This window comes from Streptococcus oralis, from assembly GCF_964238205.1.
In the GTDB taxonomy this organism is placed as follows: domain Bacteria; phylum Bacillota; class Bacilli; order Lactobacillales; family Streptococcaceae; genus Streptococcus; species Streptococcus oralis_CZ.
In genome coordinates, this window is sequence record NZ_CAXSLF010000006.1 from 40,750 (window position 1) to 61,447 (window position 20,698).

Genomic DNA, 20,698 nt, shown 5'->3' on the forward strand with positions numbered 1-20,698 from the left:
ATAATTTGGTGGGGTAGATAAGTGGTAGAACAAGTCTTGATGTTCTACCGTTTTTTTACATCCACTACTTCCGTTTTCTTGCGATTAGGTGAATCGGTGTTCCTTCAAAGACAAAGATCTTGCGGATTTGATTTTCGAAGAGTATAAATCAATGCCTTCCGCCTTTAGATTTCCCTAACTCCCGTCTCAAACGAAACATTTTTTTGAAGAAGATGTAGTCTAGCCAGTCACTGCTTAGAGATAGGACTATCAACAGCAACCAAACACCCCAAGCACTCGTATCTGATACATGTTTCAGAACAAGAGGGAAAAATAAGAATGAAAAAATTGTCAAATCCAGGCTAAATAGAGCTAAAAGGGAAAAATAAATCCAGTAGAAATAGTAGATGATGGGGAAAAACTTACTGTTTCTATCAGCATTGTCTATCCAATAGAAAAAGCAAAAGCAAGGAAATAAGAGTATCAATTGATTAAACGACAGTTTCATTATCGACACCTCTTTTCGATAGCTTTTTCTTTAGCTTCATTCTATCAAAAAAATCTGGAAATGTCATTCCAGATTCTACTTTTTTATTTACGTTTTCTCGCGATCAGGTGAATCGGTGTTCCTTCAAAAACAAAGGCCTTGCGGATTTGATTTTCCAAGAAACGCAAGTAAGAGAAGTGCATGAGTTCTTCTTCGTTCACAAAGATGACAAAGGTTGGTGGTTTGGTTGCCACTTGGGTCGCATAGAAAATCTTAAGGCGCTTCCCTTTGTCTGTTGGTGTTGGATTGATGGCAATGGCATCCATAATCACATCGTTCAAGACAGCTGATGGAATACGTGTATTTTGACTTTCACTGATTTGCTTAATCATCTCAGGCAACTTGTGGAGACGTTGCTTGGTCAAAGCCGAAACAAAGATAATCGGTGCGTAAGGCAGGTATTGGAACTGCTCACGGATATCTTCCTCCCAGTTTTTCATGGTGTGGTTGTCTTTTTCAAGAGTATCCCACTTATTGACCACGATAATCATCCCTTTACCAGCTTCGTGGGCAAATCCAGCGATACGCTTGTCATACTCACGAATACCTTCCTCAGCATTGAGCACCATCAAGACTACATCTGAACGGTCAATAGCACGCATGGCACGCATGACAGAGTATTTCTCTGTATTTTCATAGACTTTACCAGATTTACGCATACCAGCAGTATCAATCATGGTAAACTCTTGGCCGTCAGCATCTGTAAAATGGGTATCAATGGCATCACGAGTAGTACCAGCGACAGGGCTGGCAATGACGCGATCTTCTCCCAAAATGGCATTGATCAAGCTAGATTTTCCGACATTTGGACGACCAATCAAGCTGAATTTAATGACATCTGGATTTTCATCTTCGACTTCATGTGGAAGATTCTCGACGATAGCATCCAATACATCCCCTGTACCAATCCCGTGCACAGATGAAATTGGCAATGGTTCTCCCAATCCAAGAGCGTAGAAATCATAGATATCATTTCGCATCTCAGGATTGTCAACCTTGTTAACTGCTAGGATAACAGGCTTATGGGTTTTATAGAGTTTGCGAGCTACGTACTCGTCCGCATCTGTAATCCCTTCTTTACCAGACACGACAAAGACGATAACATCTGCTTCTTCCATGGCAATTTCTGCCTGGTGTTTGATTTGTTCCATAAACGGAGCATCGACATCATCGATCCCTCCAGTATCAATCATACTGAAAGAACGGTTAAGCCACTCACCTGTGGCATAAATACGATCTCGCGTTACACCTTCAACATCTTCTACGATTGAGATGCGCTCTCCCGCGATACGGTTAAATAGGGTTGATTTCCCAACATTGGGACGTCCCACAATGGCAACAGTTGGTAAGGCCATGTTTTCTCACTTTCTACAATAACTTCTTCTGCTCAAGATTTTCTCGAGTCGAGCTTGGTTCTGGATTGCCGAATTGCTCTGCCAAACGTTGACTCCAAGTTGTAGTCGCACGCGCACCTGCATATTCAGTCTGTACTCGGTCATAGGCTTCGATTGCCTCAGTTGACTGCTCTTGGTATTCTTCCTCAAAGACAACATTCTCAAGTGGCAATCTTGGTTTTACATCATGCTGTTGATTTGGCACACCTAGTGCAATCCCAAAGACTGGATAGGTATAGTCAGGAAGCTTGAACAATTCTGCTAACTCAACAGACTTGTAACGCACCAAACCGATAATCACTCCACCGTAGCCTAGGCTTTCTGCCGCAAGCAAGGTATTTTGCCCAGCAAGCGCAGCATCTACTGAAGTGATGAGGAGTCCTTCCACCCCTTGAGGTTGGAAAACATCCGTATGGAGACGAGCCCCTTTTTCTGCACGATTTAGGTCACCGACAAAGAGGAGAAAGGCTGCAGACTGGCGAATCGCTTCTTGAGGAACTAACTCAAATAAGGCATCCTTCTTTTCTTGACTTCTAACTACAATCACAGAATAGGATTGGAAATTTTTCCAAGAAGAAGCCATTTGTCCTGCAGACAAAATGGTATTTAAATCTTCTTGGGGAATCTCTTGCTCCTTAAATCTACGCACTGAAGTATGAGCCTTCATTAATTTGATTGTTTCTGTCATCGGCGGTTTTCTCCTTCAAGTCTGGTTTCCTCTGCTAAATAGCGAATGCGTTCCATGACGCGTCTAGCTTCCCAGGTTTCGTCATTTCCGTTTTTCCTTTTAGCGAAATGCTTCTCCAAATCTTCAAAGTTGAAGTTGGAGGTGAAAAAGGTCGGTAAATCTTCCTGCATACGATATTGGAGGATAACCTGCAGGATCTCGTCACGCACCCAAGCTGTTGATTGCTCAGCACCAATATCATCTAAAATCAAAACTTCAGCCAGCTTAATCTCGTCCACCAAGGTCTTAACATTGCCATCACCAATGGCATTTTTGACATCGATGACAAAACTAGGATAGTGGAGGAGAGTTGATGAAACACCACGTTTTTCTGACAAATCATGGGCTAGGGCAGCCGCCATGAAACTTTTACCCACACCAAAGTCTCCATATAAGTAGAGACCTTTTCGAATAGCTGGATATTGCTCCACAAAGGCTAGGAGCTTTTCAAAAACTGGCAAGCGCCCCAAATCATCCAAATCTACTTGAGCTAGGCTAGCTTTTTTAAGACTAGCTGGAAGATTGATTAGCTTGAGACGATTTTTAATCGCCGCTTCTTTTTCTGCCGCAATTAGCTCTGGAGTCTCTTCATAAGAGACATCTGCATAGCCATGATTCATGACTAGGATAGGTTTGTAGCCACGCGCGATATAATCTGTATCTCCTCGGAGGAACTTATCTCTCTCAGTGATGTATTGGTTAAACTTGGAAATACTACGGTTTAACTCCTCCTGACTGAGAGATTCTTTCTGGATAAAGGCTGCAACATCAGGGTCCTTCACAATTTGCTGGACTAAATCCTGATACTGAAATCGGCTTGGTTGACGTTTGAGCACGTCTCCGACACTTTCCATCTAGTCTCCTCCTTTTTCTAATCGAGCTAACATTTCTTTTTTCTTACGTTCTAGTTCTAAGCGAGTTTCTTCGCTAGTTTCATTCTTATATTCAGGATTGCTCCATTTAGGTACATTGGTTTTTGCTGGGGCAGTCTGATTCTGCTTTTGCGTTTTTGCTTTTTGGCCACGTTCACGAATACGGAGAACTGCCTCCTCTGCACTACGGATATTTTGATAGGCGTAGTCATTAGCCACCTTCATGGCGTATTTTTCATTGATATTAGCCGAATCAACCTTATTAAAGGTCAAGAGCAAGATAACATTGATTACTTCATCCAGCAAGCCCAAGGCCGCCATCTGCTGGAGCAGGTCTCGTTCAGTCTGAGTTATACTTCCCTTGCGGGTCTGCTTAATCTCAGCAAGGAACTGCAAGGCTGTCTTTTTCTTAGCCTCTCGGATAATGGTTGCCTCCTTGGGACTAAAGTCAGAAGTCACAGGCTTTTGCGCTATCTTTTCACGGATGCGTTTGACAGAAATCACTTGCGACATTGCTGTCGCTTTGGCTACTTGATAAGTTTCAAACCAAGTCCACCTCTGCTCGTCTGCTATTGCAAACAAGGCCAAAACATCCGAAGTCTCATCTTGAAAGCGAAGACCATCGCGGGCCATGAGCTGACGGAAATGCTCCAAATCAAAATCATCTGCTGCAGGCTGACTGCTAGAGGGTTCTTGACTCGCAGACTCGGATAACTGAGGAAATATTTGACTCAAGGCCACCGAGATAGGTTCCCCTTCAACACTTGCCTGCCTCATGGCTGCAACCGCACTATCCCCAATCATTTTTTCTAACAAGGTCCGATAAACTGTATGTTGTAAAAATTTTTGAGTTGATAAGGGAGAATGGAGTAACAAATTATAGGCCTCTCCCTGCTGATAGAGGGTCACCAATTTCATGGCTGTTAGAGTTTTAAAAGCCTTTAAAAGACTATCCATCCCAAAATTCAAATGGTTGAGCATGGCTGCAAAGAGATGCTCCTTTTGACCATCATCCCAAAAAATCACAGCATAAAGATAGAGGCTCAGCGCCTCCTGACCGATAATCGGGAGGTAGCACTGCACCATTGATGAGGTATCTTGCGACACCCGATTATTCTTTACAAAAGAAAAACGGTCATTTGGCTTCATTTATTTTTCCTTTTTCTTTTTAGAGGATTGTGTAATCTGCTGGAGTAGGCTTTCAAGCTCACTCACATCCTTAAAGCTACGGTAAACGCTGGCAAAACGTACATAAGTAATCTCATCTAACTCTGCCAACTCTTCCATAACCAAAGAGCCAATAACCTCACTCTGAATTTCATTTTCATTGCGACTACGGAGTTTTTGTTCGATGCGATTGACCACCATGCCAATTTCATCACTAGACACTGGACGTTTCTGGGCTGAGCGAATAATCCCGTTAAAGATCTTATCTCTTGAAAATTGTTCCCGTGTACCATCTTTTTTGACCACAACTAGTGTTCTCTCTTCAACACGTTCATAGGTTGTAAAACGATGCTGACACTCTTCACACTCACGTCTTCTTCTGATTGTATTTCCTTCTTCAGCCTGGCGACTATCGATTACACTTGATTTTGTAGCGCCACATTTTGGACAACGCATGCCTTCCCCTCCTTGTCGTTTTCTTTTCATTATACCATTTTTTAAGAGATTCCCAAAATAATTCTCCTTTTGGCTTGACAAGTTTTTTGTTTTGTTGTATTATTAAATTAACACAAAGGTAAATAGAAAGGAGATCGTGATGTCTTGGACATTTGATAACAATAAACCCATTTATTTGCAGATTATGGAGAAAATCAAATTACAGATTATTTCCCATAAACTCGAGCCCAATCAACAGCTTCCAACCGTTAGAGAATTAGCAAGCGAGGCAGGGGTCAATCCCAACACCATCCAGCGTGCCCTATCGGACTTGGAGAGAGAAGGCTTCGTTTATACCAAGCGGACATCTGGACGCTTTGTCACAGAGGACTTGGACTTAATCCTCCAATCCCGTAAGCAACTGTCGGAAGAACAGTTACAACAGTTTGTAACAGGCATGGTAGAATTCGGCTATGAAAAAGAAGAACTACCGACTGTTTTGAGAGATTATATTGAAGGAGTTTAAACTATGACCTTGTTAGCATTTGAAAATGTGTCAAAATCCTATGGAGCAAGTCCTGCTCTTACAAATGTTTCCCTTGAAATTCCAGCTGGAAAAATCGTTGGCCTCCTTGGCCCAAACGGTTCTGGAAAGACAACCTTGATTAAACTAATCAACGGCTTGCTCCAACCTGATGAAGGACGTATCCTTATCAATGGTATGGAACCAAGCCCAGCAACTAAAGCGATTGTTTCTTATCTCCCTGATACGACCTACCTCAACGAGCAGATGAAGGTCAAGGAAGCTCTCACTTATTTCAAGACCTTCTACCAAGATTTCAATCTGGAACGTGCTCAAGGTCTCCTTCGTGACCTTGGCATTGATGAAAATAGCCGTTTCAAGAAACTCTCAAAAGGAAACAAAGAAAAGGTTCAGTTGATCCTTGTCATGAGTCGTGATGCTCGTCTATACGTTCTTGATGAACCAATCGGTGGTGTCGACCCCGCGGCGCGTGACTATATCTTAAACACCATCATCAACAACTACTCTCCAACTTCGACTGTCTTGATTTCAACCCACTTGATTTCAGATATTGAACCAATCTTGGATGAGATTATCTTCCTAAAGGATGGAAAAGTCGTCCGTCAAGGAAATGTGGATGATATTCGCTATGAGTCTGGAGAGTCTATCGACCAGCTCTTCCGCCACGAATTCAAAGCCTAGTTAAAGGAGATTATTATGTTTTGGAATTTAGTTCGTTATGAATTTAAAAATGTTAACAAATGGTATTTAGCCCTCTATGGTGCTGTGTTGGCTCTTTCTGCCCTTATCGGGGTTCAAACTAGTTCCCTAAAATCCATCGATACTCCCGATCAACAAATGATTATGTTAGTTTTTCTGGCTCTAGTTTTTGGTGGACTAATCATTACCTTAAGTATTTCAACCTTGATTTTGATTATCCGTCGCTTCAAGGGTAGTGTCTATGATCGTCAGGGATACCTAACTCTCACACTCCCCGTATCTGAGCACCAAATCATTTTATCCAAACTTTTGGGTGCTTTCATCTGGTCTCTGGCGAGCTCATTAGTCTTTATCTTGAGTATTTATATCATTTTAGTTCTGACTGGTGCAAACTTCCTTGATATCTTTTCTCTCGAATACCTCTTTAAATTTTACATGGATAGTTTCTGGCTTTCTGTGATTTCATTCATCCTTAGCACTGTAGCAGGCATCCTTTGCATCTACTTGGCAATCTCTATCGGACAACTCTTTAATGAATACCGTACAGCTCTTGCCGTTTTAGCCTATATTGTTATCCAAACCATTCTCGGCTTTGTTGGTCTCAACCTTCGCATAGATATCGACTACAATTGGATGATCTCCTTTGAAATCGTTAAAGACCTAATCCTCAGCGCAGCCTTCTATCTCGGAACCTACTATATCTTGAAAAATAAAGTTAATTTGCAATAAAAAATGCCCAGCTACTAGAGCTGGGTTTTTGCGTTAACTCAAGATCAAATTGGCTACGATCGGACTGACAAATACGTAGAGAATACCTGTAACACCGATGGCTAGTCCTCCCATAGCACCTGCAACTGGTCCATAGCGAAAGGCCGTTCCAGTTCCAACGGCGTGCCCTGTTCCACCCAGGGCTAGTCCAGCAGCTACTGGATCGTCTATTTTTAGCCATTTTAGAAGTGTTGGTCCGATAACGCTGGTCAAAATCCCCGTCGCTACTACAACTACAAGGGTCACGGTAGTCAAGCCTTGCAACTTTTCTGTAATCCCTACTGCCATAGCAGTCGTTACTGACTTAGGAAAGAGGGAAATAGCTAGGAAAAAGTCCATGCCAAAGATTTTTGCGACTAGAGCAGTAAAAGTGGTATTGACGATGACAGCTAGAAAGCTACCCAGCAAAATACTCCTAACATGATGCTTCATCAAGTGGAAACTCTTATAAAGGGGAATTCCTAGAGCCACTGTTGAAGGAACAATCAAGTTGTTAAGATAAACCCCACCTTGGTAGTAGTCTTGGTAGGAAATACCAGTCACCTTTAGAAAGATGATAATAAAAATAGCTGACAGCAACAAGGGAGTCGTTAAGGGATGAGGATAGCGTCTGAAAATCATCATTCCCCCAAGATAGGCTAAGATTGACAAAGCAATCCCAAATAGGGGATTGGATACAAATTCGCTCATTTGGCACCTCTTTCTTCATAGTCACCTTCATAGCGTTTTTTGATAAATTGAACCACAAGCGCAATCAAGATGATATTAATCACTGCTGCAAAAAAGACAATCAAGACAATCGGCAGAAGATAGGGAGCAATCACATCAAATTTTTCCATAATTCCAACCGCAGGAGGTAGAAAGAGGATGGTCATGTTAGCTAGGAGAAAATTCCCAACCATGTTGACATGGCGGATGCGCAACCACTTGAACTGCAAGGCAAGAAACAGAATAATCAAGCCGATGATACTTCCTGGTATGGGCAAATGAAAAAAACTGGAGATTCCTTCACCGATTAAAGAAATCACAAAGAGAATCATTAACTGAACATATAACTTCATTGTAAACTCCACAAATAGACTTTCTGCATACCAGTTTACTCTTTTTTCAGAAAATTTCAAGGAAATATATAAGAAACATCCTTCTTGCTATCTAAGCCAAAAAGGTGTATACTAATTGCGTGCGCAAGCATCATAGATGCACTAGTATGATTACACTATTATAGAGGGAAAGGAGATGGACATGACTTACTTAGAAAAATGGTTTGACTTCAACCGTAGGCAAGTAGAGCTAGAAGCTATTTTAGAAGAGACCATCGCTGAGCAGAGTGAACAAACCTTGACACTCAAGGAATTTTACCTCTTGCACTTTCTAAATCAGGCTGAAGGCAAATCCCTACGACAAATCGACTTGCCAGACAAACTCCACCTGAGCCCTAGTGCTGTTTCACGGATGGTGGCTCGCTTAGAAGCAAAAAACTGTGGCTTACTTAGTCGGAGATGCTGCGACCAGGACAAGCGAGCTAGTTTTATCTGCCTGACAAGCGAAGGGCAGACTACCCTGGCTTATTTACAAACAGCTGTCGAAGAAAGCTTAGAGACAAAAGCTAATTGGTTAGCCTAATATATTTTTCAAAAAACTTGCGTGCGCAATCATTTTTCTTGACATTCCTTTTTTCAAGGAGTAAAATGAAGACATGATTTAGCAAAGGAGAATCCTATGATTGAAATCACCTATCTTGATGCCAGCAAGCAAGAGAGAACCATGACCTTTGAGTCATACGATGAATTTGAACGTTCTCAACATGCCTGTCTGATTGGTGTAGCAGACTACTACCCCGTCCAAAAAGTAACCTACAAAGGGCATGATTTGGACTACCATGGGACTTATGGAGATGTTTTCTTCTATCTCATGAAACAAGATTTAAGCCAATATAATTAAAAAGGAGAAATACTATGGCAAAAGCAATTACAGACGCAACATTCGAACAAGAAACTAAAGACGGATTGGTCTTGGTAGACTTCTGGGCAACTTGGTGTGGCCCATGTCGTATGCAAGGCCCAATCTTAGACAAATTGTCTGAAGAACTTTCAGAAGATGTCTTGAAGATCGTTAAAATGGACGTTGATGAAAACCCAAATACAGCTCGTTCATTCGGTATCATGTCTATCCCTACTCTTCTTTTCAAGAAAGATGGACAAGTCGTCAAACAAGTTGCAGGTGTTCACACTGCAGAACAAATCAAGGCAATTGTTGCTGAATTAAGCTAATCAAAGGAGAGACCAAGTGCATCCATTTGGTCTCTTTTTTCTTGCCCTTTGCCATTTTTCAAAAAATATGCTAGACTGTAACTAGAATATCACGATGTTTGGGACATGCCATCGCTAAAAAAAACCTCTACTTGGTATTTTTTAGCTCCCTCTAGGGAGCTTTTTGCGTGCTCTGAACATTTCCCATTTTGGAAGGAGTACTATGAAACGTCAATCAGCCTTGGTCGTCTTTAGTGGCGGTCAAGATTCAACAACCTGCCTTTTTTGGGCCAAGCAACACTATGAAAAGGTCGAAGCCGTTACCTTTGCCTATGGACAACGCCACCATCTCGAAATTCAAGTCGCCAAAGAAATCGCTGAGGAACAAGGAATTCGTCATCATATCCTAGATATGTCTCTGCTAGGACAAATTACTGAAAATGCCTTGACTTCAGATTTAGAAATTGAGCAAAAAGAAGGAGAGGTGCCTAATACCTTCGTTGACGGTCGCAATCACCTCTTTCTGTCCTTTGCTGCAGTCCTTGCCAAGCAGCGTGGAATTACGGATATTGTGACAGGAGTGTGCGAAACAGACTTCTCAGGCTATCCTGACTGTCGTGATGTCTTTGTCAAATCGCTCAATGTGACCCTCAACCTTGCTATGGATTACGACTTTGTGATCCAAACGCCTCTCATGTGGCTAGACAAGGCTGCAACTTGGGAATTAGCCGACCAACTCGGTGCCTTTGACTACGTTCGTGAGAAGACCTTGACCTGCTATAATGGCATTATCGGTACTGGTTGTGGGGATTGTCCTGCCTGCCATCTACGCCAACATGGTTTAGAGGTTTATCTCTCTCAGAAAGGAGAGGCCTGATGTTTTTTGCTCCCAAAGAAATCAAACGAGAAACTGGGGAGGCCCTTGTCTACAATCCTCACAGAACCTTGGTCTCAAAAGAATTTACCTTTGATGCTGCCCACCACCTCTTTCACTATGAGGGAAAATGCAAATCACTGCACGGCCACACTTATCATCTGCAAATTGCTGTCAGTGGATTTTTAGATGAACGGGGTATGACCTACGATTTTGGAGACATCAAAGCTATCTACAAGAACTACTTAGAACCCCACTTGGATCATCGCTATCTCAATGAAACTCTGCCTTATATGAACACGACTGCTGAAAATATGGTTTACTGGATTTTCCAAACCATGAGCCAAGAGTTGCCAGATGAGCGTGGTCTTCGTTTGGAATATGTTCGTCTCTATGAGACTCCGACTGCCTTTGCGGAGTTTAGACAGGAGTGGTTAGATGACTAGGGAACGTGTCCTCAAACTACCAGTTCTGGAAATTTTTGGCCCTACCTTTCAAGGTGAAGGGCGTGCTATTGGGCAGAAAACCATGTTTGTCCGCACTGCAGGTTGCGACTACCACTGCGACTGGTGCGATTCTGCCTTTACATGGGATGGCTCTGAAAAACCAACTCGCATGACAGCTGATGAAGTGATCGCTGAGTTAGACAAACTAGGAAGCTACGACTATGTCACCCTGTCTGGAGGAAATCCTGCTATCCTAGCAGCCAACATGGCCGAGTTAGTCACCAAACTCAAGCAACGTGGTGTCACACTTGCCGTTGAAACCCAAGGCTCCCGCTGGCAACATTGGTTGAAAGACATCGACCAGGTCACCTTGAGTCCCAAACCTCCTTCATCCAAGATGGAAGTCAACTTTGAGACCTTGGACTTTATTGTTTCTCAACTAGATCCAGACCAGGTCACCTTTAAAATCCCTGTCTTTGATGATGCAGACCTAGCCTTTGCCAAAGGCATTCAAGAACGCTACCAACCAGATGTCCTCTTCTTATCAGCGGGAAATCCCGAGCCCAAGGCTACAGGCAATATTGTCCAAGACCAACTGGACCGCCTCAAAGAACTCTGGGAACGCGTCGCTGCTGATGATAGCTGGGGCAATGTTCGCGTCCTTCCACAACTCCATACCCTCCTCTACGACAACCAACGTGGTGTTTAAGATTAGAAAGAAAAAATCATGTCACAACAAGAAGAAATGAAAAACCTAAGCCTACTGGGCAATAAAGAAACTACCTACATCTTTGACTATCAACCAGAAGTCCTCGAATCCTTTGACAATCGTCATGTAGAAAATGACTATTTCATCAAATTCAACTGCCCTGAATTTACCTCACTGTGCCCAATCACTGCGCAGCCAGACTTTGCAACGATTTATATTTCCTACATTCCTGACAAGCTCTGTGTCGAGTCAAAATCCCTCAAACTCTACCTCTTTAGCTATCGAAACCATGGAGATTTTCACGAAAACTGTATCAACACTATCGGAAAAGACTTGGTCAACTTGCTAGATCCTCGCTATTTAGAGGTTTGGGGGAAATTTACACCTCGTGGTGGTATTTCAATTGACCCTTACTACAACTACGGTAGACCTGGAACCAAGTATGAAGGATTGGCAGAACAACGCCTCTTCCAACATGATCTCTATCCAGAGAAAATTGACAACCGTTAAACTCATACTCAATGAAAATCAAAGAGCAAACTAGGAAGCTAGCCGCAGGTTGCTCAAAGTACTGCTTTGAGGTTTTAGATAAGACTGACGAAGTCAGCTCAAAACACTGTTTTGAGGTTGTGGATAGAACTGACGAAATCAGCTCAAAACACTGTTTTGAGGTTGCAGATGGACGCTGACGTGGGTTGAAGAAATTTTCGAAGAGTATCATACAAAAAAGCCCTGTTCCTCAAGCTGAGGAACAAGGCTTTTTAAGTTTTAATTATTCTTCAGTTCCAAGGAAGTTTTTAGCAACAAGGGCTGCAAGAACTCCACCAACGATTGGTGCAAGGATGAAAATCCAAACTTGTTGAAGGGCTGCGCCACCTACCAAGACAGCAGGAGCCAAGCTACGAGCTGGGTTTACTGAAAGTCCAGTGATGTTCAAGCCAGCTAGAATCAAAGCTGTCAATGACAAACCGATGACCAAACCAGCGATTGCACCATTACCTTTGCTTGCTGAAGTGACAGTCATGATAACCAAAACAAACAAGAAAGTTGCGATTGTTTCAAACAAGAAACCACCAAAGACAGTTACACCGTTTGCCAAGGCATTTTCACCAAGACTTGCAGTTGACATACCTGAATTTGCCAAGAGGAACAATACAGATCCTGATGCAAGGAAAGCACCAACTACTTGACCAAGAATGTAGTTTACAAGCTCTGAAGATGACAAACGTTTGTTAACAAACATAGCGATAGAAACAGCTGGGTTCAAGTGAGCACCTGAAACAGTTCCGATTGAGAAGGCTGCGACTACGATTGCCAAACCAAAAGCAAGAGCAATTCCAAGGTGTCCAAGTCCTTCAACACCATTTCCAAAAACAACAGCTCCTGTTCCGATGAACACAAGCATAAAAGTACCGATTAATTCAGCAACAAATTTTTTCATGTTAAGTCTCCTTTTTTCAAACTACGTATTAGTCTATCAGAAGAAGGAAAGGGTTTCAAGAAATGTGCTTGGAAACTTTGTGCAAGTTTTCACATTTGATAATCAAAATCTAATATTGGAAAGATTGAATAGCTTCTTTCAAGTCATCTTGTAAACTATTTCTCTGGTCGAGTTGAACATAGACTTCTAAGAGACAGGATCTGAAATTGGAAAATTTATAAAAATCTTCACTCTCTTCTATCGGGAAATCAAGTGATTTTATCCAAGAAGCCAGTGTCGCTTGCTCCACCTTTCCTTGCAAAATAGGTTCGTAAAGGACTCTGCCCAAGCGCCAGTCCTCATCATCTATAAATCGAACCGTAATTCTTTTAAATAGTTGGCCAAGTATGTCAAATACTTCATGAACTCTATTTTTAGAAAAGTCTGGATGACAAACAACTTCAGTCAAAAGATCAGCCCCATGAGCAAAAGCATGCACCCAACCATATTGACTTGAAAAACCTGTCGTATCCTCTTCTTTTTCAAGGTAATGCAACCCTTGATCGAGCAACGTATTTCTGATATCAGTTTTAAGCACTTGATAAAAAAGAGACTGTTGATTGCCATCGGCAGATAAGAGATTGGCATAAATAAGGGCCCTAAAAGAACGTTCAAGCGTTGAAGCTCCTGCCTTATCAATCTCTTTATCTAGGCCACCATCAGAAACAATCATAGCAGCAATCAGCTGAAATTGCTCCTTGGTAACTAACTCTTCTTGAATCCCTCTAGCCAGACTGGTAAAAACCAATTCATCGCGAATCTCTGGACTCGGATCTCCTATGTGCTCAAGCAACCACAGGATTTCTTCTTGACGATAGCTCGGTTTTGCTTCTACTACTTTTCTTTTCAATTCTGGATACATCTGCCTACCTCCAATCATACACATCTATTATACAACATTCTTTTCTAGCTATCTTCATTATAAGAGATAAATATGTTAGTCTCAGATATTTTTTTCACTCTTAGAGGGTTAATTTTTTCCAAAAACCAAGTATTTGTTTGACACAAATTTCACAAAGGTGTATACTGAAACGTGATAGGACTTCTTTTAGAAACCTATCACGACTCACTTATAAACCTTTTGCTGTTCTTTTATGAACGTTTGAATGGTATCACGGATACCGAGGAGGAATCATATGTCTAAAGTAGCTATCGTTACAGGTGCAGGTCAAGGGATCGGTTTTGCAATCGCAAAACGCTTGGTTCAAGATGGTTTTAAGGTTGGAGTTTTAGACTACAACGCTGAAACAGCTGAGAAAGCAGTTGCTGAATTGTCAGCAGATAAAGCTTTTGCTGTTGTAGCTGATGTGTCTAAACAAGCAGAAGTTGCTGCAGCTTTCCAAAAAGTTGTCGATCATTTCGGAGACTTGAACGTTGTTGTAAACAATGCTGGTGTCGCTCCTACTACACCTCTGGATACAATTACAGAGGAACAATTCGCTCGCACATTTGCTATTAACGTCGGTGGTGTGATTTGGGGAGCACAAGCTGCTCAAGCTCAGTTCAAAGCACTTGGTCACGGTGGTAAAATCATCAATGCTACTTCTCAAGCAGGTGTTGTCGGAAATCCAAACTTGACTGTTTACGGCGGTACAAAATTCGCTGTTCGTGGTATTACTCAAACATTGGCGCGTGATTTAGCAGAGTCAGGTATCACTGTCAACGCCTATGCTCCAGGTATCGTTAAAACACCAATGATGTATGATATCGCTCATGAAGTTGGAAAAAATGCAGGAAAAGACGACGAGTGGGGTATGCAAACATTCGCAAAAGATATTACATTGAAACGCCTATCTGAACCAGAAGATGTAGCTGCAGCAGTTAGCTTCCTTGCTGGACCAGATTCAAACTACATTACAGGGCAAACCATTATCGTTGATGGTGGTATGCAATTCCATTAAGATACATAAAAGAGGTTGGAAAATGATCCAACCTCTTTTATCATCTCAACGATTCCAATTTTCGGAGTCGTTTTTTGTCATTTAAAACAATCTTTCTGTCCTATTCATGTTTCAGAAATGAAAGGATTTCTTCAAGACTAGCGGAACTTCCTTGCTCTAAATAGCGTGATTTACTACCATTTTGATAGACTGAAAGATTCGGAACGGTTTGGATATCCATTTCTTTTGCAAAGGCTGTAATCTCATCCTTTTCATCAGAATCACTATCCAAATAATAGACCGTCTGGTGACTTTTTTGAATCGCTAGAGCTAAATTGGGCACAAACTTTTGACAGTAGGGACAGGATTCTCTTCCTATGTAGACGACAAACTCGTCGCCATTTGCAAGTTTGGAGCGCATTTCTTTCATATTGATTGCTTTTGTATACTGAACAGCTTCCTGATAAGTTTTTGGAAGAACAGGCTGACTGAATTTCCAAATTATAAACAAAATCAGCATAGCAATTCCAATGATAAGCAAGCTAAGTTTTTTATTGACACGCACTAGCATCTCCGTCCTTTTCTAAGTATTTTCCCTAGTCTAATCGCCCACGACAAGATATAAAATCCAACCGATAGATCTATAATAACGCACATTCTGAAGACAAAGTCTTCAGTAAACTTTATTAAATAAATGTCATTCTAAAATCTCAACAATATAGCTCTATTGTTGCACTTTTATGATTTTATTCTCCCAACTCATCACTGTAGTTGATAATTTGGTCAACCGTGTCTGACAAGAATTGAATGGTATCACGGAGTGGTTTATCCGTTGAAATATCGGCTCCGATAATCATGGCTGACTCAAGTGGTGTCTTGCTACCACCTGATTTGAGGAGATTGAGCCAGTCTCTAGCTCCATTCTCAGAGTTTTTAAGATGAAGGTAACCAGCAGTCGAGATGACAAGTCCTGCTGAATAGGTATAACTATACAAGCCCATGTAATAGTGAGCTTGGCGCATCCAAGTCAGTGCTGCATCATCATCAATCTCAATAGCATCTCCCCAGAAGTCAGTCAAGACTTCCTTCATAATACTGTTGAGTTTGCTTGCTCCAAAGGTTTCTCCTTCTTCAATCAGTGTATAGACCTTACGCTGGAAGGCGGCTTCCAAAAGGTGGGTGATAAAATTATGGAAGTAGGTGTCTGTCAAACGATGAGCAAGGGCAAAGCGTTTCTGACGTGGATCATCAGACTGGTTTTCTAAGTAATCACTTAAAAGCAATTCATTGAAGGTTGACGGTGCTTCGACATAGTAGGTCGACATGTGGGCATTAAAATAGCTTTGGTGATTGTCAGAAAAGATGAATTGACCAGAATGACCAATTTCATGAATCAAGGTATAAACATCGCTCAAACGACCTGTCCAGCTCATGAGAACATAAGGATGCACACGGTATGGATCAGCTGCATAGCCACCAGAATCCTTACCACTATTAGCAGCAAAGTCAACCCAGCGCTCTTCTTGATAGCGAGCAATTTCTTGACTGTATTCTTGACCCAATGGTGCGACTGATTTCATGACCAAATCGTAGGCATCATCAATGCTAACCTCTGGATTAAGAGCACTATCCAAATCCAATTTCCAATCCGCAAAGGTCATCTTTTCAAGACCATTGACCTTGGCAACATGCTTGAGGTATCGCTGAGCAACTGGCGCAAAGTCCTTCATGATGAGGTCAATCTGGCGATCAAACATGGCACGGTCTACTTCTTGTTCAGCCAGAAGATAATCAAAGACTGAGTCGTATCCCTTCATATCTGCCAATAGTTTTTCAGACTTGACTTGGGCTAAATAGGCTGCCGCAGCTGTATTTTGATGCTTACGTAGTCCTTCTGAGAAAGAACGGAAGGATTTCTCACGAACCTCAGCATCCTCGTGATTTTGATAGAAATTCTCATAAGTAACAAAGCTGTTTTTGTAGGTTTTGCCATGAGCTTCAAAATCGGCCATTTCAAAGTCCCCAGCTCGCATTTTAGTATAGATATCCTGTGGACTGTAGAAAACTTCACCCAGATTGGTCACGGCCTTCTCCACATCAGCCCCAAGATAGTGGGCTTTTTTGATTTTGGCCTGACGAATAGCTGTAGTCAAATGTGGCAATTCACCCAAACGGTCCAAGACTTCTTCATCTGCTTCTACCAAGGCGTCATCAAAGAAAGTTAAGGCGACACTGGCATCTGTCTCAAAGTCCATTCCAGCTTTGGCGATATTGGCAAAATCTTCATTACCATAGTCTGTCGTCTGAGGCATAAAGGCATAATTACCGATATGACTCATCTGAATGTAGATTTGCTCCAATTCCGCAAAAGCTTTCTCGAAATCTTCAAAAGTATGAAGATTGCCCTTGTAATCTCGACTAAATTGATTGATGTCTTCACGCGCCTTCTCTATCGCACGCAAGAAATCCTCGCGGTCTTGATATAGGGCTGTCAAATCCCAAAGTTCCTTTTCAGGAAATTCTGAACGGTGTTTTTGTTCCATCTTTTTCCTCTCATTTCTCTAATTCTAATAAAACACTAAGGGCTGACAGGGCATAAAGCGGTGCTGTTTCTGCTCGTAGGATGCGAGGCCCAAGTCCTGCTAGGATTGCTCCTTTGGCTTCAAAAGATTCAATTTCTGCAGGTGAAAGACCACCTTCTGGACCAAAGATAAAGAGCAGTTTAGCTTCCTTTTCTAACCCAGCAACAGCTTGGATAAGCGCAGCTGATTCTCCTTCTTTGGCTGACTCTTCATAAGCCACCACGATACAATCAAACTGATCAAGTTGTGCTAAGAAGTCTGATTTTCTCTCAAACAGCTTTATGCTTGGAACAAAGTTCCGCTTGCTTTGTTCTGCTGCTCCAAGGGCAATTTTTTCTAACTTCTCGGACTTTTTGCCCAATTTCTTGCCGTCCCATTTGGCGACTGACCAGTCTGCAGGAAAGGCCCAAATCTGACTAGCACCTAGCTCCGTCACCTTTTGAGTGATGAACTCCAGTTTATCTCCCTTGGGAAAGCCTGATGCAATGGTCACTTGGACTGGTAGTTCTACATTGTCAGCTAATTCTTCAATCAACTCCAACTGACGCGCCTCCACATTAACCACGCGCGCCAAACGCTTGATCCCATCATCAAAGACTAGGGTCACCTGGTCATCTTCTTTCAAGCGCATGACCTGAAACATGTGCTTGCTGGTTTCCTTATCCTCAATCGTGACTGGGGAGCTAGCCAAACCTTTTACAAAATACTGTTGCATGCTAGCCTCCAATCACACCAGAGATATCCTTAGTTTTTTTGAAGACACAGGCATTCCACTCCCCTTGGATCATGTGGGTTTCAAGGAAAAATCCAGCTGTTTCTGCTGACTCACGCACCATCTCCCACTTGTCCTTGATAATGCCACTCATGATGAGATAGCCTTCATCCTTGACCAAGCGATAAGCATCATCCGTCAGATGAATGAGGATATCCGCCAAGATATTAGCCACGATGACATCTGCCTCAATCTCAACACCCTTAAGTAAATCACCTGGCGCCACATGGATATTTTCCATGCCAGGATTGAGCTCAATATTTTCCTGAGCGACTCGAACCGCTACATCATCCAGATCATAGGCGAAGATTTCCTTAGCACCTAGAAGAGAGCTAGCAATAGAAAGAACCCCTGAACCAGTCCCTACATCTAGCACTGTTTCGTCACCACGAAGGACCTGCTCCAAGGCAAAAAGACTCATCTTAGTCGTCGGGTGTGTTCCAGTCCCAAAGGCCATACCAGGGTCCAGCTTGATAATCTTTTCTCCCGCCGTCGCCTCATAGTCTGTCCATGACGGCACGATGGTCAGGTCATGGGTAATGCGAGCTGGTTCATAGTATTTCTTCCAGTTGTCCGCCCAGTCTTCCTCAGCCAAGGCAGTCGTTCCCATCTTGACCTCTCCTAGATCCATAAAGTCTGTCAATTCTGCTAAACGAGCCTGCAAATCCGCTTCAACCGCTACCACATCAACCGTTTCGGGATAGTAAGCTGTCACTACGATTTCTTCTTGTTGCTCAACCTCAGGGAAAATCTCACCGAAGCGGTCCACATTTCCAACATAGTCCATGCTATCTTCAATTGCTACCCCTTGGGCACCTAACTCGATTAAGAGATTAGAGACCAGCTCCTCCCCCTCACGCTTGACTGTAACTTTTAACTCTTGCCATGTTTCCATCATTAAGATACCAAGCCCGTAAAAACACAAAGTCAAAATAGGAAACTCTCTGAAGACGTTTGTGTCTAAGAGAAGTTTATCTTTTTGGCAGCGTGTTTAGGGCGGGTTCAGTTTAGAAATTTAACCGAACCATCCTTTCTATTTCTCTATCAATTTTTTCATGTAGACCATATCCATGCCTTCTTTTTCAGGCTCGATATGAGTTTGATGGTAGCCATTCTTCTCGTAGAACGCGACCATGCCTGCATCCTGTAACACCGTACACAAATCCCATTGTGTGATGGTTGACAATTTCTCTTCTAGCAATCTCAGTCCCTCAGAACCATACCCTTTTCCTTGATACTGGGGCAAAATCGCTGCCGTTCCTAACCAAGCTTTCGTTAACTCGGCATTGGTCTGAACTCGTAAAAATCCGATGTTTTCTTCATCTTCTTTTACAAAGTAGTAATAGCTATTGGGACGTTCGACTAGTTTCCATTTGATTCGTTCGCGGTCCTCGAGATAAGGGTCATATTCATCATGGTATTTTTCATAAACAGCCTTAAAGCTAGCTCTCTGAATTGCAATAATAGTTTCTAAATCCTCTGCTCCCGCTCGAACAAGTGTTATCATAAACCTTCCTCCAAATAATCCCTCAATCTCCCCTGTAGCTGAGGCACTGCCTGTTTAGACTTCAAAAATTCCTCAATAGGCATCAGTTTATAGGCCTGTCCTTCATTCCCAAAGGTAATATTGTCAAATTGTTCTTGTCTTAGCTGACCAACCATAAAGACCGATTGCTTGTCTTTAAAGATTACGCTAGGATAAATCTTGCTCCAAAGCAGACAGTCTTCATCTAAATGAATTCCCAGTTCCTCATAAACTTCACGCGCTGCGCACTCGAAAGGACTTTCGTTTCCTTCACGACCACCACCTGGCAACTCCCACATGTTGGGACAAGGGATATCGTCTTTGTCATCACGTAAGATAGTCAAGACCTTATCCCCACAAATCAAGGCAATCTTGCAACCTTGGAAATCCATTCTGCTATCCAATAATTCCATGATATTTACTCTTTTCTATGATAACAATTACTCTCTAGGAAAATACGAGCTAGCTTTCTTCGATTACTTTTTGACACTCTGCATCCCAGTACGCCTGCCATCTACCATGTTTTTTAGCAAAAAACACCGTAAACTCATCGTTTACATAATCTGCAACATAGCGAAGATTAGGCGGATTTTCCTCAAAACTTAATACCCAAGGATGGAAGTAAAAAGTTTTCTCCCACCTCTTCTGAGTATAGCCCAAATCCTTGGCAAACTGAGGGATGGGTTGTTGCATCTCACTTTCCAAACAAGACTGAATGGCATTGTCAATACTATTTAAACGAGCTAATAGTTGTTGAAACTGCTCTTCTTCCTCCGTCTTAAAACCAACTAAAAATTCAAATTCCGCAAAATCTTCAGGAAATTCAAGTTCTGTGATTTTCCCATCCTCAGCATAGCGTCCTTCCTCATTAACAAGGCGACGAGCTCCTGACTTCAATACTCTCTCGAAATCTAGATCCGCAAAGCGATTGCGGGGAAGAATATCAACTGACGGCTCAGTTTTAGCTGACCTTCTCCTGAAAAACTGTTTTACTTTTTCTAGCATAGTCTCCCCCTTCTCCTTGAATTCATTATTTAAAAATGTCCACT

Annotated in this window: 27 protein-coding genes and 1 pseudogene; 11 read left to right on the forward strand and 17 right to left on the reverse strand. The window is 42.2% G+C overall.

Features of this window, described 5'->3' with window-relative positions; genetic code table 11:
- Nucleotides 1-148: 148 nt before the first annotated feature.
- The 6 genes from ACESOD_RS08185 to nrdR form a co-directional block, all read right to left on the reverse strand.
- Entirely contained in the window at nucleotides 149-487 is a 339-nt protein-coding gene (locus ACESOD_RS08185) for a hypothetical protein (protein WP_070458397.1), read from the reverse strand.
- A gap of 83 nt (nucleotides 488-570) precedes the next feature.
- Nucleotides 571-1,881, reverse strand: a complete 1,311-nt coding sequence (gene der / locus ACESOD_RS08190; RefSeq protein WP_004250788.1) for a ribosome biogenesis GTPase Der — start codon at nucleotides 1,879-1,881, stop codon at nucleotides 571-573.
- Nucleotides 1,882-1,894: 13 nt separating this feature from the next.
- The gene (locus tag ACESOD_RS08195; RefSeq protein ID WP_373094934.1) at nucleotides 1,895-2,608 is read right to left on the reverse strand and encodes an NADPH-dependent oxidoreductase; all 714 of its coding nucleotides are present in this window, start codon (nucleotides 2,606-2,608) and stop codon (nucleotides 1,895-1,897) included.
- The gene (gene dnaI, locus ACESOD_RS08200) at nucleotides 2,605-3,501 is read right to left on the reverse strand and encodes a primosomal protein DnaI (protein ID WP_373094937.1); all 897 of its coding nucleotides are present in this window, start codon (nucleotides 3,499-3,501) and stop codon (nucleotides 2,605-2,607) included. Before dnaI ends, ACESOD_RS08195 begins: the two co-directional genes overlap by 4 nt.
- Nucleotides 3,502-4,668 (reverse strand): DnaD domain protein, encoded by a 1,167-nt coding sequence (locus ACESOD_RS08205; protein ID WP_373094939.1) that lies wholly within the window; start codon nucleotides 4,666-4,668, stop codon nucleotides 3,502-3,504.
- A complete protein-coding gene (gene nrdR, locus ACESOD_RS08210; protein WP_001203674.1) occupies nucleotides 4,669-5,142 on the reverse strand; it encodes a transcriptional regulator NrdR in 474 nt (157 codons plus the stop codon). It abuts the gene before it with no gap.
- Between the two features lie 139 nt (nucleotides 5,143-5,281).
- Here nrdR and ACESOD_RS08215 point away from each other — a divergent pair, with 139 nt between their 5' ends.
- The 3 genes and pseudogenes from ACESOD_RS08215 to ACESOD_RS08225 form a co-directional block, all read left to right on the forward strand.
- Nucleotides 5,282-5,647 (forward strand): GntR family transcriptional regulator, encoded by a 366-nt coding sequence (locus tag ACESOD_RS08215; protein ID WP_000119157.1) that lies wholly within the window; start codon nucleotides 5,282-5,284, stop codon nucleotides 5,645-5,647.
- Between the two features lie 3 nt (nucleotides 5,648-5,650).
- The gene (locus ACESOD_RS08220) at nucleotides 5,651-6,346 is read left to right on the forward strand and encodes an ABC transporter ATP-binding protein (RefSeq protein ID WP_373094944.1); all 696 of its coding nucleotides are present in this window, start codon (nucleotides 5,651-5,653) and stop codon (nucleotides 6,344-6,346) included.
- Nucleotides 6,347-6,814: 468 nt separating this feature from the next.
- Nucleotides 6,815-7,093: pseudogene (locus ACESOD_RS08225) on the forward strand (hypothetical protein); the annotation flags it as partial.
- A 33-nt stretch (nucleotides 7,094-7,126) separates the two neighbouring features.
- On the opposite strand, the gene ACESOD_RS08230 reads toward ACESOD_RS08225, so the two are convergent.
- Together ACESOD_RS08230 and ACESOD_RS08235 are read right to left on the reverse strand one after the other, a co-directional pair.
- Complete coding sequence (locus ACESOD_RS08230) at nucleotides 7,127-7,822, reverse strand: LrgB family protein (RefSeq protein WP_001288931.1); 696 nt, start codon at nucleotides 7,820-7,822, stop codon at nucleotides 7,127-7,129.
- A complete protein-coding gene (locus ACESOD_RS08235; protein WP_000781321.1) occupies nucleotides 7,819-8,193 on the reverse strand; it encodes a CidA/LrgA family protein in 375 nt (124 codons plus the stop codon). The genes ACESOD_RS08230 and ACESOD_RS08235 overlap by 4 nt, the downstream gene beginning before the upstream one ends.
- A gap of 181 nt (nucleotides 8,194-8,374) precedes the next feature.
- On the opposite strand from ACESOD_RS08235, the gene ACESOD_RS08240 reads away from it, so the two are divergent.
- The 7 genes from ACESOD_RS08240 to queF all read left to right on the forward strand — a co-directional run bounded on the left by ACESOD_RS08240 (nucleotide 8,375) and on the right by queF (nucleotide 11,920).
- On the forward strand, nucleotides 8,375-8,755 hold the full coding sequence (locus tag ACESOD_RS08240; protein ID WP_060955241.1) for a MarR family winged helix-turn-helix transcriptional regulator: 381 nt from the start codon (nucleotides 8,375-8,377) through the stop codon (nucleotides 8,753-8,755).
- A gap of 96 nt (nucleotides 8,756-8,851) precedes the next feature.
- Nucleotides 8,852-9,073: a DUF4649 family protein gene (locus tag ACESOD_RS08245; protein WP_049508973.1), complete on the forward strand. Its 222-nt coding sequence runs from the start codon at nucleotides 8,852-8,854 to the stop codon at nucleotides 9,071-9,073.
- A 14-nt stretch (nucleotides 9,074-9,087) separates the two neighbouring features.
- Nucleotides 9,088-9,402: a thioredoxin gene (gene trxA / locus ACESOD_RS08250; protein WP_001029584.1), complete on the forward strand. Its 315-nt coding sequence runs from the start codon at nucleotides 9,088-9,090 to the stop codon at nucleotides 9,400-9,402.
- 202 nt (nucleotides 9,403-9,604) lie between these two features.
- Nucleotides 9,605-10,258, forward strand: coding sequence for a 7-cyano-7-deazaguanine synthase QueC (gene queC / locus ACESOD_RS08255; protein WP_373094950.1), 654 nt, complete (start codon nucleotides 9,605-9,607; stop codon nucleotides 10,256-10,258).
- Nucleotides 10,258-10,701, forward strand: coding sequence for a 6-carboxytetrahydropterin synthase QueD (gene queD / locus ACESOD_RS08260; RefSeq protein ID WP_373094953.1), 444 nt, complete (start codon nucleotides 10,258-10,260; stop codon nucleotides 10,699-10,701). The genes queC and queD overlap by 1 nt, the downstream gene beginning before the upstream one ends.
- Entirely contained in the window at nucleotides 10,694-11,410 is a 717-nt protein-coding gene (queE, locus tag ACESOD_RS08265; RefSeq protein ID WP_373094955.1) for a 7-carboxy-7-deazaguanine synthase QueE, read from the forward strand. Before queD ends, queE begins: the two co-directional genes overlap by 8 nt.
- 18 nt (nucleotides 11,411-11,428) lie before the next feature.
- Nucleotides 11,429-11,920: a preQ(1) synthase gene (gene queF / locus ACESOD_RS08270; RefSeq protein WP_000082591.1), complete on the forward strand. Its 492-nt coding sequence runs from the start codon at nucleotides 11,429-11,431 to the stop codon at nucleotides 11,918-11,920.
- A 262-nt stretch (nucleotides 11,921-12,182) separates the two neighbouring features.
- Here queF and ACESOD_RS08275 read toward each other — a convergent pair whose 3' ends face one another.
- A complete protein-coding gene (locus ACESOD_RS08275; RefSeq protein WP_315640473.1) occupies nucleotides 12,183-12,851 on the reverse strand; it encodes an MIP/aquaporin family protein in 669 nt (222 codons plus the stop codon).
- Between the two features lie 109 nt (nucleotides 12,852-12,960).
- On the reverse strand, nucleotides 12,961-13,752 hold the full coding sequence (locus ACESOD_RS08280) for a DUF2785 domain-containing protein (RefSeq protein WP_373094960.1): 792 nt from the start codon (nucleotides 13,750-13,752) through the stop codon (nucleotides 12,961-12,963).
- 274 nt (nucleotides 13,753-14,026) lie between these two features.
- Here ACESOD_RS08280 and ACESOD_RS08285 point away from each other — a divergent pair, with 274 nt between their 5' ends.
- Nucleotides 14,027-14,791, forward strand: a complete 765-nt coding sequence (locus tag ACESOD_RS08285) for a (S)-acetoin forming diacetyl reductase (protein ID WP_000048146.1) — start codon at nucleotides 14,027-14,029, stop codon at nucleotides 14,789-14,791.
- 100 nt (nucleotides 14,792-14,891) lie between these two features.
- Here ACESOD_RS08285 and ACESOD_RS08290 read toward each other — a convergent pair whose 3' ends face one another.
- The 7 genes from ACESOD_RS08290 to ACESOD_RS08320 form a co-directional block, all read right to left on the reverse strand.
- Nucleotides 14,892-15,341: a thioredoxin domain-containing protein gene (locus ACESOD_RS08290; RefSeq protein ID WP_373094963.1), complete on the reverse strand. Its 450-nt coding sequence runs from the start codon at nucleotides 15,339-15,341 to the stop codon at nucleotides 14,892-14,894.
- Between the two features lie 175 nt (nucleotides 15,342-15,516).
- Nucleotides 15,517-17,313 carry an oligoendopeptidase F gene (gene pepF, locus ACESOD_RS08295; protein WP_373094966.1) on the reverse strand — a complete coding sequence of 599 codons (1,797 nt, stop codon included), beginning with the start codon at nucleotides 17,311-17,313 and terminating at the stop codon, nucleotides 15,517-15,519.
- A gap of 10 nt (nucleotides 17,314-17,323) precedes the next feature.
- Nucleotides 17,324-18,067 carry a 16S rRNA (uracil(1498)-N(3))-methyltransferase gene (locus ACESOD_RS08300; RefSeq protein ID WP_373094968.1) on the reverse strand — a complete coding sequence of 248 codons (744 nt, stop codon included), beginning with the start codon at nucleotides 18,065-18,067 and terminating at the stop codon, nucleotides 17,324-17,326.
- Nucleotide 18,068: 1 nt separating this feature from the next.
- Entirely contained in the window at nucleotides 18,069-19,019 is a 951-nt protein-coding gene (gene prmA / locus ACESOD_RS08305; protein WP_373094970.1) for a 50S ribosomal protein L11 methyltransferase, read from the reverse strand.
- 138 nt (nucleotides 19,020-19,157) lie between these two features.
- Nucleotides 19,158-19,631 (reverse strand): GNAT family N-acetyltransferase, encoded by a 474-nt coding sequence (locus ACESOD_RS08310; RefSeq protein WP_373094973.1) that lies wholly within the window; start codon nucleotides 19,629-19,631, stop codon nucleotides 19,158-19,160.
- Nucleotides 19,628-20,062 carry an NUDIX hydrolase gene (locus tag ACESOD_RS08315; RefSeq protein WP_031574864.1) on the reverse strand — a complete coding sequence of 145 codons (435 nt, stop codon included), beginning with the start codon at nucleotides 20,060-20,062 and terminating at the stop codon, nucleotides 19,628-19,630. The genes ACESOD_RS08310 and ACESOD_RS08315 overlap by 4 nt, the downstream gene beginning before the upstream one ends.
- 49 nt (nucleotides 20,063-20,111) lie before the next feature.
- Nucleotides 20,112-20,654 (reverse strand): hypothetical protein, encoded by a 543-nt coding sequence (locus tag ACESOD_RS08320; RefSeq protein ID WP_373094976.1) that lies wholly within the window; start codon nucleotides 20,652-20,654, stop codon nucleotides 20,112-20,114.
- Nucleotides 20,655-20,698 lie beyond the last annotated feature (44 nt).